10 protein-coding genes are annotated in these 14,747 nt (G+C 71.4%); 4 read left to right on the top strand and 6 right to left on the bottom strand.

The annotated features are described in order from the left end of the window. Nucleotides 1–3 precede the first annotated feature (3 nt). Complete coding sequence (locus ACU5E9_RS19210) at nucleotides 4–1,617, bottom strand: SDR family oxidoreductase (protein ID WP_456811480.1); 1,614 nt, start codon at nucleotides 1,615–1,617, stop codon at nucleotides 4–6. A gap of 110 nt (nucleotides 1,618–1,727) precedes the next feature. Here ACU5E9_RS19210 and ACU5E9_RS19205 point away from each other — a divergent pair, with 110 nt between their 5' ends. Next, complete coding sequence (locus ACU5E9_RS19205; protein WP_456811479.1) at nucleotides 1,728–2,642, top strand: TOMM precursor leader peptide-binding protein; 915 nt, start codon at nucleotides 1,728–1,730, stop codon at nucleotides 2,640–2,642. On the opposite strand, the gene ACU5E9_RS19200 is transcribed toward ACU5E9_RS19205, so the two are convergent. Together ACU5E9_RS19200 and nudC are read right to left on the bottom strand one after the other, a co-directional pair. Next, nucleotides 2,533–4,254 carry an ATP-dependent helicase gene (locus tag ACU5E9_RS19200; RefSeq protein ID WP_456811478.1) on the bottom strand — a complete coding sequence of 574 codons (1,722 nt, stop codon included), beginning with the start codon at nucleotides 4,252–4,254 and terminating at the stop codon, nucleotides 2,533–2,535. The genes ACU5E9_RS19205 and ACU5E9_RS19200 overlap by 110 nt on opposite strands. Further along, nucleotides 4,247–5,239 (bottom strand): NAD(+) diphosphatase, encoded by a 993-nt coding sequence (nudC, locus tag ACU5E9_RS19195; protein ID WP_456811477.1) that lies wholly within the window; start codon nucleotides 5,237–5,239, stop codon nucleotides 4,247–4,249. The genes ACU5E9_RS19200 and nudC overlap by 8 nt, the downstream gene beginning before the upstream one ends. 94 nt (nucleotides 5,240–5,333) lie before the next feature. Between nudC and ACU5E9_RS19190 the strand changes: the two genes are divergently transcribed. Further along, nucleotides 5,334–6,578 carry a phosphotransferase gene (locus tag ACU5E9_RS19190; protein ID WP_456811476.1) on the top strand — a complete coding sequence of 415 codons (1,245 nt, stop codon included), beginning with the start codon at nucleotides 5,334–5,336 and terminating at the stop codon, nucleotides 6,576–6,578. Here ACU5E9_RS19190 and ACU5E9_RS19185 read toward each other — a convergent pair. Together ACU5E9_RS19185 and ACU5E9_RS19180 are read right to left on the bottom strand one after the other, a co-directional pair. Then, on the bottom strand, nucleotides 6,476–9,934 hold the full coding sequence (locus tag ACU5E9_RS19185; RefSeq protein WP_456811475.1) for a UvrD-helicase domain-containing protein: 3,459 nt from the start codon (nucleotides 9,932–9,934) through the stop codon (nucleotides 6,476–6,478). The genes ACU5E9_RS19190 and ACU5E9_RS19185 overlap by 103 nt on opposite strands. After that, nucleotides 9,931–13,254: an ATP-dependent helicase gene (locus tag ACU5E9_RS19180; protein WP_456813582.1), complete on the bottom strand. Its 3,324-nt coding sequence runs from the start codon at nucleotides 13,252–13,254 to the stop codon at nucleotides 9,931–9,933. Before ACU5E9_RS19180 ends, ACU5E9_RS19185 begins: the two co-directional genes overlap by 4 nt. Before the next feature lie 99 nt (nucleotides 13,255–13,353). Here ACU5E9_RS19180 and ACU5E9_RS19175 point away from each other — a divergent pair, with 99 nt between their 5' ends. Together ACU5E9_RS19175 and ACU5E9_RS19170 are read left to right on the top strand one after the other, a co-directional pair. Beyond that, a complete protein-coding gene (locus ACU5E9_RS19175; protein WP_456811474.1) occupies nucleotides 13,354–13,578 on the top strand; it encodes a DUF3107 domain-containing protein in 225 nt (74 codons plus the stop codon). A 7-nt stretch (nucleotides 13,579–13,585) separates the two neighbouring features. Beyond that, on the top strand, nucleotides 13,586–13,888 hold the full coding sequence (locus ACU5E9_RS19170; RefSeq protein WP_456811473.1) for a hypothetical protein: 303 nt from the start codon (nucleotides 13,586–13,588) through the stop codon (nucleotides 13,886–13,888). Between the two features lie 116 nt (nucleotides 13,889–14,004). Here ACU5E9_RS19170 and ACU5E9_RS19165 read toward each other — a convergent pair whose 3' ends face one another. After that, nucleotides 14,005–14,706 carry a ferritin-like fold-containing protein gene (locus tag ACU5E9_RS19165; protein WP_456811472.1) on the bottom strand — a complete coding sequence of 234 codons (702 nt, stop codon included), beginning with the start codon at nucleotides 14,704–14,706 and terminating at the stop codon, nucleotides 14,005–14,007. Nucleotides 14,707–14,747 lie beyond the last annotated feature (41 nt).

Genomic DNA, 14,747 nt, shown 5'->3' with positions numbered 1-14,747 from the left:
GGGTTAGCTGTGAGAGGCCTCGGATGCAGCGTGGGTGCCCGCTGTTATGACCGATGTGCCGGCTGTAACGTCACCGGAGGGTGCGTCGACGGCTTCAGCATCCGCGACAGTGAAGTCAACGGCCTCGGTGTCAACGGCGGCCGCCTCGGATTCCGCCGCGGCGGTGATGCGGTTGGCCATACCGGTGAAGATCACCCCGTGGAAGGGCAGGATCGAGAACCAGTACAGCCGGCCGCCGAGGCCGCGCGGGAAGAACACCGCGCGCTGCCGGTACACCGACCCGCCGTCCTCCGTGGGCTCCGCCCGCATCTCCAGCCAGGCCCGGCCGGGCACACGCATCTCGGCGCGCAACCGCAGGAAGCTGCCGCGGTCGATCCGTTCGACGCGCCAGAAGTCCAGCACATCGCCGGTCTGCAGGCGGTCGGGATGCCGGCGTCCGCGACGCAGGCCCACTCCCCCGACGACCTTGTCCATCCAGCCGCGCACGGCCCAGGCCAGCGGGAATGAGTACCAGCCGTTTTCGCCGCCGATGCTTTCGATCACACGCCACAGGTCGGCCGGCTTGGCCGAGGTGCGCTTCTCCTTGAGGTCGGTGTAGACGAGGTGGCCGGCCCAGTCCGGGTCGCTGGGCAGCGGGTTGCTCGACGCGCCCTCGGTCGACGCGTTCTGCCAGCTGGTCTCGACGTCACCGTCGCGCATCCGACCGAGCGCCAGGCGCACGGCCCGGCGATACGTGGTCAGGCCCCCCTCCGGCGGAGGGATCACGGCGTCGATGTCGTGCTCGTGCACGACGCAGTCGTACTGCAGCGACGCGATGATCGGCACCGCGAGGCTGCGCGGGATGGGCGTGACCAGGTTGACCCACTGCGACGCCAGCCACGGGGTGAGCACCGGCAGCGGGGCGATGGGCCGCTGGTGCAGCCCCGCCTCGACGGCGTATCCGTTCATCATCTGGCCGTACCGCAGCACATCGGGGCCGCCGATGTCGAAGGTTCGGTTGACGTCGGCCGGCACCTCGGCGGCGGCCTGCAGGTAGTAGAGCACGTCGCGCACGGCGATGGGCTGGATGAAGTTGCGCACCCAGCGGGGTGCGGGCATGTACGGCAGCACGTCGGTGAGGTGGCGGATCATCTCGAACGAGGTGGACCCGGAGCCGATCACGACGCCGGCCTGGAATGCAACGGTGGGCACCCCGGAGTCCAGCAGGATGCGGCCCACCTCGGCCCGTGAACGCAGGTGCGGAGACAGCGTGGGCGTGTCGGGGTGCAGCCCGCCGAGGTACACGATGCGGGACACCCCCGCCGCGGCCGCCGCGGCGGCCACGTTCCGGGCGGCCGTGCGCTCGGTCTCCTCGAAGTCGCCCTTGGCACCCATCGAATGCACGAGGTAGTAGAACACGTCGATGTCCGCACTGGCGGCGGCGACGGACGCCCGGTCGGAGAGGTCGCCCTGGACGATCTCCACCTCGCCGGCCCACGGCACATCGAGCAGTTTCTGCGGGGAACGCACCAGCACTCGCACCTGGTGCCCGGCCTCGAGGAGCTTGGGTACCAGTCGCCCGCCGATGTAGCCGGTGGCGCCGGTGACCAGGATGCGGAGGGCTGTCGTCTCTGTCATTGCGTCAGCCTAGGGCGAGAGTCTGGGCTGGACCTGCAGATTCTCCCGCGGCCACCGCCGCCTGTGGACGGATCCGACGGCGCGGGGCGGTCCTGGGGGAAAATCGCCGCATGGTTCTCCGACTCGACCCGCGGTATCCGCTCGTCTGGCGCACCCCCGACACGATCCAGCTCGGCATCGACCGGCCGCTGGCGATCGTGCCCGGCGTCACGGCGCCGCTCGAGACCGTCGTCGCCGCGCTGCGGGTAGGGGTGCCGAGATCCGGCGCGCTCATGCTCGGCCGGCAGGCCGGGGCGACGGATGCGGCGACCGCCGCCCTGCTGCGGGCCCTGGCCCCTGCGCTGGTCGACCTCGCTCCCCGGCCGGAGCCGCCCGGAATCGACACCGGGTCCGGCACCGCCACCCGACCCGGCGGCGCACCGCCACCGCGACCCGGCCCCGGCGCCCACCCGTCGGTGTGCGTCGACGGGGTTGGGCCGACGGCCGATCGTATCCGGGACCTGCTGGCCGAGTTGGGCATCCGGGTCGTGGCCACCGGCACCCCGGCGCCCGGCCCCGACCTCGCCGTGATCCTGGATCACTTCGTGCTCGCCCCCGAGCGACACGGCCGGTGGTTGCGGCGCGATGTGCCGCATCTGCCGGTGGTGTTCAGCGACGCCGAGGTGCGGATCGGGCCGCTCGTGGAGCCCGGTGCCGGCCCGTGCCTGACCTGCCTGGAGTTGGAGCGGGTCGATGACGACCCGGCCTGGCCCGCGATCGCCTGCCAGTTGTTGCACCGCACCGCACCGACGGAGACGACCCGGCTGGGCATCGAGGCCGCCACCACGGTCGCCGGCATGGTGCACGACCGGGTGTTCGCGGCGTCGAACCAGTTCGCGGCCGCATCCCTCGCGATCGACGCCGCGACGCTGACGGTCAGGCGCCGCGCGCACCGGCCGCACGAGCGGTGCGGATGCCGATTTCTGCCAGAAAACGTGATCGTTCTCGCGGGGAACGCTGCTGGGTACCGGCCGCTGACCAGCTGAGCGACAGGCGTTTGCGGGCCCGGGTGACCCCGACGTAGAGCAGCCGGCGTTCTTCGTCGACCTGCTCGAAGGTGCCGGCGTAGCTGATCGGCACCAGGCCCTCGGAGAGGCCCACCACGAACACGGCGTCCCATTCCAGCCCCTTGGCCGAGTGCAGGGTGGCGAGGGTCACTGCGGCGACGGTGGGTTCGTGCTGGCCGGCCTGGCGTTCCATCAGCTCGTCGGTGAACTGCCGGAACGTGGTGCCGGGAGCGGCCTGGTCGACCAGTCCCATGATCGCGTTCAGCGCCTCCCAGCGGTCCCGCACGGCGCCGCGGGTCTCCGGGGCGGTCTGGCTCCAGCCGAGCCCGCGCAACACGTCGCTGACCGACTTGAACAGCGGCTCCCCCATGATCGACACGGATGCCGCGCGCAGCGACATCACCGCCTGCTTCACCTCCGGCAGGTCGAAGAACCGCTTCGACCCGCGGATCTGGAAGCTCACGCCGACATCCCCCAGCGCCGTCTCGAGCAACGCGGCCTGCACGTTGACCCGGTAGAGCACGGCGATGTTCTCCGGCGCCATGCCGGATTCGATCAGCTCGAAGATGCTCTGGGCGACGCCGCGGGCCTCGGCCATGTCGTTCGGATAGTCGCGCACCATCGGTTCCGTGCCGGACTCGGCGACAGCGGCGTGCAGCGATAACGCACCGGGGCGGCCGCGCATCAGCTGGTTCGCGGTGGCGACGATGGCCGCGGTGGAGCGGTAGTTCTGCTCCAGGCGCACCACTGTGGCGTCCTCGTAGTGCTTGGGGAAGTCGAGCAGGTAGTCGCTGCGGGCGCCCGCGAAGGAGTAGATGGTCTGGCTGGCGTCGCCGACCACGCACAGGTCGCGCCGGTCGCCGAGCCACAGCTTGAGCAGGTCGTACTGCAGCGGGGAGACGTCCTGGAACTCGTCCACGACGAAGAACCGGTACTGCTCGCGCACCTGCAGCGCCACGGAGGGTTCCGCCTCGATCATGCCGGCCATGGCCAGCAGCACGTCTTCGAAGTCGATCTGCTTGCGGTCGTCCTTGAGCCGCTCGTAACCGGCCTGCATGTCCAGGGTCTGGTTGATGTCGAGCCGGCCGGGCAGGGTGCGGCCTGCGGTCGCGTACTGCTCGAGGCTGAGGCCGCTGGTCTTCCGCCACTCGATCTCGCCGGCCAGGTCGCGCAGGGTGGCGGTGTCGAGCTTCAGCTTCAGCTGCTCGGCGGCGTGGCCGAGCAGCCGGCCCTTGCCCTCGAGGATGCGCGGCGCCTGGCCGCCGACGACGTGCGGCCAGAAGTAGTTCAGCTGGCTCAGGGCGGCGGCGTGGAAGGTGCGCGCGGCGACCCCGCCGGCGCCCAGCTGCCGCAGCCGGCCGCGCAGTTCGGCGGCGGCGCGGGCGGTGAAGGTGAGCGCCATCACCCGGTTGGGCGAGTAGGCGCCGCTCATCACGCCGTACGCGATCCGGTGCGTGATGGCGCGGGTCTTGCCGGTTCCGGCGCCGGCCAGCATGCACACCGGCCCGATCAGCGCCTCGGCGGCCACGCGTTGCTGCTCGTCGAGCCCGGTGAGCAGTGACTCTGCGGTGGGCGTCAACGGGTCAGACACCCTGGCGCACCTGCCCGGGGTCGGTGACGACGGCCGGCCGGGCCAGCCAGTCGTCGATGAGGGCGCGGGCGATGGAGGACGGGCCGGGCAGCATGATCCCGTTCTCGGTGTCGGACAGTTCGGCGCGGGTGAACCAGCGCAGGTCGAGGATCTCGGTGCCGTCGGGCACGAGCCCGCCGGAGTGCTGGCCGTCGGCCAGCCGGGCGGTGAAGCCCACCATGATCGACGCCGGGAACGGCCAGGGCTGCGACCCCTGGTAGACCGGGTCGGCCACCCGTATGCCGGATTCTTCGAAGACCTCGCGCACGACGGCGGACTCGAACGATTCGCCCGGTTCGACGAACCCGGCCAGCAGCGAGTACCGGTTGGCCTCCCACATGGCGTTGGAGCCGAGCAGCACCCGGTCGAGCTCGTCGGTGATGAGCACGATCACGGCAGCGTCGGTGCGCGGAAAGACCTGGCTGCCGTCGACGGGACAGTGCCGCACCCAGCCACCGGAGCGCACATCGGTGGCCGCGCCGCAGCGCGGGCAGTGCGGGTGCGAGTCGTGCCAGTGCAGGATGCCGAGGGATTCGGTGAGGATTCCGGTGTCCCGGTCGGAGAGCAGGGTGGCGTATTCGCGGAGGCCCACCCAGCGGGATTCGTCGCTCTCCAGCGCGGCGGCCTGTTCGTCGTCGAGCGGCACGGCCACCAGGGGTGTGCCGACCGGTTCGGCGGCGTCCTCGGCCAGCGACCGGCCGAGGTACACCCGCAGGGCGGATGCGTCCAGCTCGATCGACAGGTCGGCCGGCGCCGGCAGCAGCAGGCGGGGCGCACCGTCGGCGGCGGGCTCGGCGAGCAGCGCCTTGCCCTTCCACAACGGCAGCAGCCGGGTGCCGGCATCCGCCCAGAGGCGTTCGAAAAGGTCCGGCTCGGCGCGGGCGTCGTTGTCGCGATCGACGGCGTGCCTGGACAGTGGCAGCCGGGCCGTGAACCTGAACGACATGGGACCCCTCGGGAGATCGGGCAACACGTGCCGAAGTTGACTGCAGGCGTGGCGAATGGCCTCACCGGGAGGAAGTCGACCTAACCTATAAGGCATGGCCAGATCCCATCTCACTCTAGCCGCGTTGGCCACCAATGCAGTGCCGGAGCTCGACGTCGCCCACGCCCGCAACCACAGTTTCGCAGGCGACGGGTCGTTCGACTCTGCCCTGTTGATCACCCGCGACGAGAAGGAGCTGATCATCAGGGTTCCCACGTCGCAGGCGGCCGAAACCGAACAGTCAGCCGACCTCGTGGCGCTCCGCGCCCTCACCACCGGCAACCGCAGCCGGCTGCCGTTCGACGTGCCGGTGTTCGTGGGTCAGGCCCCGTTCGAGAACACCAGGGCCGTCGTCTACGAACGACTGCCCGGTGCGTCCTATGACGCGGATGCCCTCACCGGCCATGTCGGGGTGTCCGGGTCGATCGGTCGCGCCATCGCCGCCATCCACGGCCTGCCGACCGCGTTCATCGGTGACGCCGGCCTGGTGCAGCAGAGCGCCCTGGACTGCCGCACCTCCACCATCGACCTGATCGACCGGGCCGCCGCCACCGGCAAGCTGCCGGCCGCGTTGCTGCGCCGCTGGGAGCTGGCCACCGACGACCACACCCTCTGGCAGTTCACCCCGACCGTGATCCACGGTTCTCTCTCCGCCGATTCCTTCCTGATCAGCGATGATGCCGTGGCGGCCGTGCTCGGCTGGTCGGCGCTGAGCGTCGGAGACCCGGCCCGCGACATCCACTGGTTGCTCGCCGCCCGCGGCGACGCCGCCGAGACGGCCATCGCCACCTACACCGCGGCCCGGCAGGGCAACGACCCGCTGATCACCCAGCGGGCGATGCTGTACGCCGAACTGGAACTGGTCCGCTGGCTGCTGCACGGCGTCGACACCCACGACGAGGCCATCGTCGAGGATGCGGTATCGATGCTCGACGGCCTGGTGGACAACGTGCACAGCCACACCATGAACTCGCTCTCACCCGAGACCGGTCCGATCCTCAGCGTGTCCGACGTGGAGTCGATGCTCGAGGACACCCCGCGCACGGCGACCTCCGGGTCCGCCGGCCGGAACGACTTCGAGAACGACGACTACGGCACCAGCGAGTTCGCCGAGACCGGGTCGTTCTCCCGGGTGACGAGCTTCGACGGCACCGGTTTCGACGCCCCGGACATCGACGCGGCCGGGTCGAACGCGGCCTACACCGACGACGCGACCGGCCCGGTTCCCACGATCGACGGCGGCTCGGCGGATGACGCGGCCACCGATGACCAGGCTCGCACGAGGTCCTCCTCGGAGTAGAGCCGCTCGGGGGCCACGATCCGGTCGTCGGCGACGAAGTAGAACACCGCGTCGACGATGGCGGGGTCGATGCCCTTCCACCGGGCGTAGGCAAGGCGGTACAGCGCCAGCTGGGTCTGCTTGAGTTCGAGGTCCGCGGCGTCCTTGGGCGCCTTGCCCGTCTTCCAGTCGACGACCTGGTATCCGGTCTCGGTCTTGTAGACGGCGTCGAGCTTGCAGATGAAGACCTGGTCGCCGAGCACGTGGTGGATTTCGATTTCCACCTCCTCCGGCGCCAGGGTCGCCCATGGCGACCGTTCGAAGGTGGCCTTGAACCGCTCGAGCTGGTCCAGCTCGACCGTCATCCCGTCGCCGGCGTCGGTGTCGGCATCGAGGTCGAGGTCGAGCTCGTCGAGCCCGGCATCGATGAGATCACCGGAGAACGCCCCGGTGGAGCGCTGTTCCACCCAGGAGTGGAACAGGGTGCCGAGCCGGGTGGCCCGGTACGGCCGCTCGGGCATCGGCCGGCGCAGCCGGGCCAGCACGGCGGCAGGATCGTCGACGTAGTCCTTGAACCGGGACGCCGGGATGCGGGTGGGCAGGTCGAGGCTGCCCGGTCCGGCCAGGCGTTGCGCCCGTTCGGCCAGCAGCAGGGTCACCTCGCGCGACCAGGGCGTCTCGATGTCATCGGTGACGGTGTCATCGGCGGCGGTGTCGTCGGTGTTGTCGTGCGTGTTGTCGTGCGCGCGCACGAGCGCGGCGGCGGCCTCCACGACCCGGCGGCGCGCGCCGAGCGGGTCGAAGGGCCACACCTCGGTGGCGTCCTCGTCGGTGACGGGTTTCTCGTCGGACTCGCTGCCCTCCGGCAGGGCCTGGATCAGGCCGGCCTCGGCGAGTTCGAGCAGGTACCGGCTGGGTTTCCGCACTGTCGTGCCGCCGCCCCAGAACGCGCCGGTGAGCAGCAGGTGCTGCTGGGCGCGAGTGGTGGCGACGTAGATCAGCCGGCGTTCCTCGGCGTCGTGCCGGGCGGCGAGTTGCTCCTTGTAAAGCTGGAAGTCCTCGTCGAACGACAGCTGGGTCTCATGGCCCAGTCGTTTGAGCTCGGGCAGTTCGGCCCGGTCGCCGCGGCAGGGGTAGGGCAGTTCGCCGAATCGCAACCAGCCGGTCGTTTCCCGCGACGGCGCGGGCAGGGTCTTCTCGGTCAGCCCGGGGATGGCCACGTAGTCCCATTCCAATCCCTTGGAGCCGTGGATGGTGAGCAGCTGCACGGTGCCGGGTTCGGCGGCCTCGCCGCGCGGGCCGAGGTCGTCCTGCCGTTCGGCGCGGGCCAGCCAGCGCAGGAAGCTGGCCAGGGTGCCCTGCTCGTCGCTGTCGAGGAATGCCGACACGGCGTCGTGGAAGGCGTACAGGTTCGCCAGGGCGCGGCCATGGGTCTCGTTGGCGACGAGTTCGAGGTCGAGCAGGGTCTCCTGTTCGATCAGGCGCACGAAGTCGAGCAGGCCCAGGTTCGACCGGCTCCGCAGCCAGCCCAACTGCCGGCCGGCCTGCCGCAGGCGTTGCCGGCCGTCCTCGCTGAAACCGGCCAGCTGCCCGTGCGACTCCGGGGCGGAGGCCACGAAGTCGAGGGCGTCGACGAGCGAGCGGCTCTCTTCGGTCGCCACCGAGGCGCGCAGTTTTGCCTTGAGCTCGTCGGTCACGGCCTTCTGGGCCCAGTCGTGGCTGGCCAGCCAGCCGGCCACGTTGGAGAGGGCCTGCAGGTCGCGCACGCCGACGCGCCACCGGCCGCCGGTGAGCAGCCGGATCAGGTCGCTGCCGGCCGCGGGGTCGTGCACGACCCGCAGCACGGCGAGCACGTCAGCCACCTCGGGGGTGGAGAGCAGGCCGCCGAGCCCGAGCACGTGCGCGGGCACCCCGTGGTCGCGCAGCACCTCGGCGTAGAACTCCATGTCGCGGCGGGCGCGGAAGAGCATCGCGCCGGACTCCGGAACGGTGTCGGGCCGTTCGGCGGCGGTGCCGGTGCCGAGCCGGGCGGCGAACCAGCGGGCGACGGACGCGGCCTCCTCCGCGATGGTCTCGTGCATGGCCGCCTGCACCTGGCCGGCGGCCTTGCCCTCCGGCACCTTGAGGGTTTCCACCTGGATGCCGTTGGGCCGGGCACGCAGCTCGGCGCTCAGCGGCGCCACCAGCGCGTTGGCGGTGTCGAGCACGGTGACCGGGTTCCGCCAGGTGAAGGAGAGCGACATCGACGGCGCCTGCGTGTTGGGCAGGTCGGCGAAGTCGGTGGAGAAGCCGAGCAGGTTCGCTGAGCTGGCGCCGCGCCAGCCGTAGATGGACTGGTGCGGGTCGCCGACGGCCATCACCGGGTGATGCGCGAACAGGGTGCGCAGCAGCTCGGTCTGCAGCACCGAGGTGTCTTGGTATTCGTCGAGCAGCACGATGCGGTACTGGTCGCGGTAGCGATCAACCACAGCGGGCACCTTGCGGCAGACCTGCAGGGCCAGGGCCACCTGGTCGGAGAATTCGATCAGGCCCTGGCGGCGTTTCTCGGCCCCGTAGGCATCCGCCAGTTCGGCCAGCACCGGCAGCGGCGCGACGGCACCGATGGCCTCGAGCACCGAGTCGAAGGGCTTCTTCTTGCGCGGGTTGCCGTAGGGCAGGTCGGCGAGGTAGCCGAAGCTGTTCGCCAGGCGGGCCAGGTCGTGCGGCACGGGGTCCTCGCCGGGCACGAAAACCGGCGGGTTCTCGGCCAGGGCCCGGCTGAGCGAGAGCACGGCATCCGTGACCGCGTCAACGCCCTTGCCGTACTGCACCAGGCGGCCGTCGCCGTGGGCAACGACCACCCGGCGGGCCAGCAGCCAGGCGCTGGTCTCGCTGAGCAGCACCGATTCGGGTTCGCGGCCCAGCAGCAGGGCGTTGTCGGTGAACAGCCGGCTGGCGAAGGAGTTGTAGGTGGAGACCGCCGGCGCGTTGAACAGGTCGGCCGAGTCCAGCCCGGGCCGGGCCGTGAGCCCGGTCACCGGGTCGGCCGAATCGGTCGTGGGCATCAGCCCGGCGTCGCTGAGCTGGCGGATGCGGCCGTTGATGCGTTCCGCGAGTTCGCCGGCGGCCTTGCGGGTGAACGTGAGGCCGAGGATCTGGTCGGGCCTGGCGTGCCCGTTGGCCAGCAGCCAGAGCACCCGGTTGGCCATGGTCTCGGTCTTGCCGCTGCCTGCGCCGGCAACCACGAGGGTGGGCGTGAGGGGCGCCTCGATCACGGCCTGCTGCTCGCTGGTGGGCGGGAACATCTCCAGTGCCCTGGCGATGTCGAGGGCTGAGACGTAATGGGCTGAGACGTAATGGGCTGAGCCCGACCGGTTGTCTGCGGGCGTGGTGCTCATGAGCTGACCTGCTTGATGACGTGGATGCGGCACGAGCCGTAGGAGCGGGGGTCGAGGCAGTGGTCGGCGATCTCGGCCACGAAGGTGGCGCCACCCATGCCGGCGGCGTCGTCGGTGACCCGCTTGGTGAACGTCGCGAGTTCGTCGGGGGTGAAGGCCGGCTGGGTGGGGTTGCGGTAGTTCTGCTTCTGGGTGCCGGAGGACACGATCACCAGGCGGGCGCCGGCCAGTTCCATGCCGGGTTCGAGGCCGTCGATGACGCCGGCGGAGAAGGCCAGCTGGTACGCGCCGAGTTGCGGGTGCTCGGCGACGCCGCTGTCGCTGGTGGCGTCGCCCTTGCCGGTCTTCAAGTCGACGATCACGGCCCGGCCGTCGGGCAGCCGTTCCACCCGGTCGATGGTGCCGGAGAGCACTGCGCCGTCGAGCTCGAGCGCGAACCGGCCCTCGGCGCTGAGCAGCCGGGTGCCGTCCCGGGCGCCATCGCCGAGGTAGGCGGCCAGCCTGTCGGTCAGCTCGCGGGCCTGGGTCTTCTGCACCCGGGACTGCCAGTCGGCGTCGAAGGCGAGTTCGCCCCAGCGTGCCTCGACGCCGGCCCAGAGCGCATCCGCGCTGATCAGCGCCGGGTCGGGGGTGAGCGCGGGGTCGGTGGCGTCCTCCATTACCTTGTGGATGATGGTGCCGAGGTTCGCGGCGGTGCTGGAGTCGCCGCCGCCGATCTGGCCGATCAGCCAGTGCAGCGGGCAGGTCTCGAACGCGCTCATCCGCGACGGTGACACCCGCACCGGGCCGTCGCCAGCGTCGGGGTCGTTGAGCGGCCGGTCGGTGCTGGCGTCGCGCAGGCCGTACCACTCGTCGGGGGTGGCGCCGGGCACCTTCTCCCTGGCCAGGCGGGCGAGGGTGGCGGCGGCATCCGTGGCCCGCACCGGAAGCACGGCCGGCAGGGCGGCGACGGGGTCGGCGGCCGCGGGCTGCAGCCGGGGGCGCAGGGTCTGGGTGAGGTCGCGACGCAACCGGCCGACCAGCCCCCGCAGCGACAGCGGGTAGCGCGCCAACGGGGCCGGGTCGGGCTCCGGCAGCAGACGCAGGAACGCGGAGGGCTGGTTCTCGTCGTTGTCGACGGCGGTGACGAGCAGCTCGGTCGTGCTGCGGGACGCGGCCTGGGCGAACATCCGCAGTTCGTCGTGCAGCACGCTGGTGCGGGCGCCGGCCGGGTCGGGCGTCTGGCCCGCCGCGAGCAGCGCCAAGTCGCCGGAGCCCAGCAGCGAACCGCGGATGCGCAGGTCGGGCCAGACGTTCTCCTGCACGCCGGCGAGCACCACGAGGTCGTAGTCGCGGCCGATGGTGCCGCTGGGGGTGGAGACGAGCACGGATTCGGCCAGGGCGCGCGGCGCCAGGGTGTCCTCGGGCACGTCGGTGTCGACGAGGTGTTCCACGAACAACACCGGCGGGGCCGCCGGGGTGCGTTCGACGAAGCGTTGCGCCGCGGAGAACAGGGCCACGACGGCGTCGAGGTTGTGGTTGGCCTCGTCGGCGTCGATGCCGGTGCCGGTGGACTGCTCGGCCCAGGCGGGGGCGAGTCCGCTGCGCTGCCAGAGGCCCCAGAGCAGTTCCTCGATGGTGGCGCCGGCGGCGAACGCGGTGCGGGTCTGGCGCAGGTTCTTGGCGCAGGATGCGGCGCGGCGGGCGGTGCGGTTGTCGATCCGTTCCAGCAGGGCCGGGTCGGCGAACGCCGCGAGGAGCAGTTCGTCCGCGGTGCGGGCGCCGTCCTCGGCGAGGTTCTCCTGGCTGAGTTCGTCCTGGCGCAGCGCCGCCCGCAACCTTCGCAGGGTGATCGGGTCGAGGCCGCCGAGCGGTCCGCGCAGCAGGTCGACCGCGGCGTCGGCATCGAGCGGCCGGCGGCCCAGGGTGACGTCGAGGGCGAGGATGAAGGCTTTCACGGCCGGTTCGTCGCGAAGGGCGGCCCGGGAGGCGGCGACCTGGGTGGGCACCTCGAGGGCGGCGAGGCCCTTGGACAGCGCCGGCACGAGCGCGCCAGTGCGCACGATCACGGCCATCCGTCCCCACGGCACGCCGTCGAGCACGTGGCGTTCCCGCAACCGCCGGGCGATCACGGCGAGCTGGTCGGCCGGGCTGGCGGTGACGACGGTCTGCACGGCGCCGGTGCCGGGTGCCGCCGGCACCAGGGCCTCCTCCGCGCTGCCGGCGGAGCGCTGGGTTCCGGCAGCGGCGGCGCCGATCCGGCCGGTGAACTCACGCACCACCTGGCGCAGCTCGGTGCCGTGCCGGTGCACGGTACCGAGGGTGAGGGTCGCCACGTCGGGCAGGCCCAGGTAGTGGCCGAGGCGGCCGAGGGCATCCGGGTGGGCGCCGCGGAACGACCCGGTGCTGAGGTCGGGGTCGCCGAACGCGACGACGGTGACCCCGCGGGCGGCGAACTGGGCCAGCAGCGCCAGGGTGGACTCGGTGGCCTCCTGGGCGTCGTCGAGCACGATCAGGCGGAGCGCGCCGAGCGGGCCGAGCGGGTTGCCGGCGGTGACCGCGTCCAGCATCGTGGACGTGCCCGGGCCGGCCGGCCGGGGGCTGAGGCGCGGGGCGTCCTGCACGATCGCCGCGGCGAACTGCACGAGCTCGGTGGAATCGAACTGGCCGGGCCGGCTCTGGTCCTTGATCTCCTGGTAGTCGCGGATGAACGCGGCGGCGGCGGCCCACTCCGGCCGGTCGTTCTCGGCGGCGAGGTCGGCCAGGCGGGCGGGGGTGACGCCGTATTCCACGGCGCGCATCATCAGGTCGCGCAGTTCCGTGCGGAACCCGCGCAGGAGGCGCACCTCGGCGTCGAGCGGGCTGGGCCAGGCCGGGCCGGTGCCCTCGAGGATGTCGCCCTGCAGGATCTCGGCGATGATCTGGTCCTGCTCCCCACCGGTCAGCAGGGTGGGGCTGGTGCGGCCGGCGGCGACTTCGGCATCCCGCACGATCTGGAAGGCGACGGAGTTCATGGTGCGGGCCAGCGGCCCGTTGGTGGGCACCCGCAGGCGCAGGGCGAGCCGGTCGCGCAGGGCCGTGGCGCCGGTGCGGGTGGGCACGAGGACGAGCACCTCGCTGGGCGAGAGGCCGCGGCTGAGCACCCGGTCGGCGACGAATTCAACCAAGGTGTGCGTCTTGCCGGACCCGGGCGCGCCGATCACGGCGGCGGAACGGTCGACGTCGAGGTCCAGCACGGCCCGCTGGCTGGCATCCATGTCGACGGTCAGGGCGGGGCCCCCGCCGGGGGTTGCGAGGGCGGAGGCAGAGGGCTCATTGAGCAGTTCGGACACCGGGTTCATCACGGTCCAACGGTAACGGGTTGCGCCGACAGTGAACGTGGCGGGCCGATCACCGGGCATGTCGTAATCTGGGCGGACAGGCAACCGAAAGGCGCATCCGTGGACATTCGCATTGGCATTTTCAACTCCCCCCGGGAGATCAGCTTCGAGACGACCCAGCCCGCCAACGAGATCGAAGAGATCGTCGCTGCCGCGCTTGCCGGGCAGACCGGCTACCTCAAGCTCAGCGACAAGAAGGGGCACCTCTACATCGTGCCGACCATCGGACTCGCCTACGTCGAGCTGGGCTCCGAGTCCTCCCGCCGCGTCGGCTTCGTCGCCTAACACCCGCATGGAGCTCCTGTTCGTCGCCCTCGGCGGCGCGCTCCTCGGCCTGGCGGCCCGCTATGCCCTGCCCCGGCGTCACACGCACGGTTCCGTGCTGGTGCCGGCCGTTGGCACCGGCGTCGCCGCGCTGGTCTGGGTCGCCCTGACCTGGCTCGGCTGGGCCTGGGACGGCGGCTGGATCTGGTGGGTGTCCCTCGTGGTCGCCGCCGTCGCATCCGTCGTGGTCGATGTGCTCGTCGGCAAGCGCCGCGAGACGGCCGACCTGGCCATGCTGCACCGGATCACCAAGACCGGGCAGGTCGCGTAGCTCTCCCCCGGCAGGTCAGCAGCCCGGCAGGTACGCTGCCCGCAGGTACGCAGAGACCAACAGAAACGCCCTCATCGATCACGATGAGGGCGTTTTCTGCTGTGTCGGGGCGGATGCTACGCGGTGAGGCCGAGGCCGTCCATCCGTCGGGTGTGTGCGGCGATCAGTTCGGTGAAGACGGGTTCGATGCGAGAGTCCTGGGTCACGGCCATGGCCGACCGGGCCACCAGCAGGGTGTCACCGACGAGGCGCCGGCCCCACAGCGCCAGGCGCGATTCGAGCGCGGGCTCCGCGGCGATGGCCGCGGCGAGTTCGTGCACCAGCACATCGGCGCCGCCGTGCTCGCCGAGCAGGTGGGCGACGCGGGGTCCGATGTCGCCGGGAAGGGCATCGGAGAGCCGCATGAAGAAGTCATCCAGCAGTCCGCCGGTGAGGTAGCAGCTCAGCAGCAGCTCGTGCCAGTCGGCGCCGGCGGTGGCGGCGCGGAAGTTGTCGAGGGCCGGGACGAACGGGCTCATCACGGAGGCCGGTTCGCCGTCGCGGCGGCGGATCTCGTCGATCAGGCCGTGGTGCTTGGACAGCGCCCGCCCGGCGGCCAGGCTCAAGCCCTCCTTGGCGGCGACGGTCGGCGCGGTGATCACGGCGGTCGAGAGGCTCTCGAACATGCCCAATTCGAAATATGCCGCCTGGCCCAGGTAGGTGAGCAGGTCGGGCGCCAGTTCGGTGATGTCGACCTTGGTCGTCGCTCGGCGTTCAGCCCTGGCCGACAGCCGGGGCGTCTCTGCCCGTTTGGGACGTTCACCTAACCACGAGATCACCAGCCAAGCATAGGTCCACCATCCCGTTCGAGGTGCGCTTT

This window comes from Cryobacterium sp. AP23 (assembly GCF_054075385.1).
This window is presented reverse-complemented; position numbering and strand designations above follow the sequence as displayed.

Bases quoted from the DNA above. Each gene is read 5' to 3' on its own strand.
- ACU5E9_RS19210 (WP_456811480.1), bottom strand. From the start codon at position 1,617: ATGACAGAGACGACAGCCCTCCGCATCCTGGTCACCGGCGCCACCGGC.
- ACU5E9_RS19205 (WP_456811479.1), top strand. From the start codon at position 1,728: ATGGTTCTCCGACTCGACCCGCGGTATCCGCTCGTCTGGCGCACCCCC.
- nudC (WP_456811477.1), bottom strand. From the start codon at position 5,239: ATGTCGTTCAGGTTCACGGCCCGGCTGCCACTGTCCAGGCACGCCGTC.
- ACU5E9_RS19190 (WP_456811476.1), top strand. From the start codon at position 5,334: ATGGCCAGATCCCATCTCACTCTAGCCGCGTTGGCCACCAATGCAGTG.
- ACU5E9_RS19185 (WP_456811475.1), bottom strand. From the start codon at position 9,934: ATGAGCACCACGCCCGCAGACAACCGGTCGGGCTCAGCCCATTACGTC.
- ACU5E9_RS19180 (WP_456813582.1), bottom strand. From the start codon at position 13,254: ATGAACCCGGTGTCCGAACTGCTCAATGAGCCCTCTGCCTCCGCCCTC.
- ACU5E9_RS19170 (WP_456811473.1), top strand. From the start codon at position 13,586: ATGGAGCTCCTGTTCGTCGCCCTCGGCGGCGCGCTCCTCGGCCTGGCG.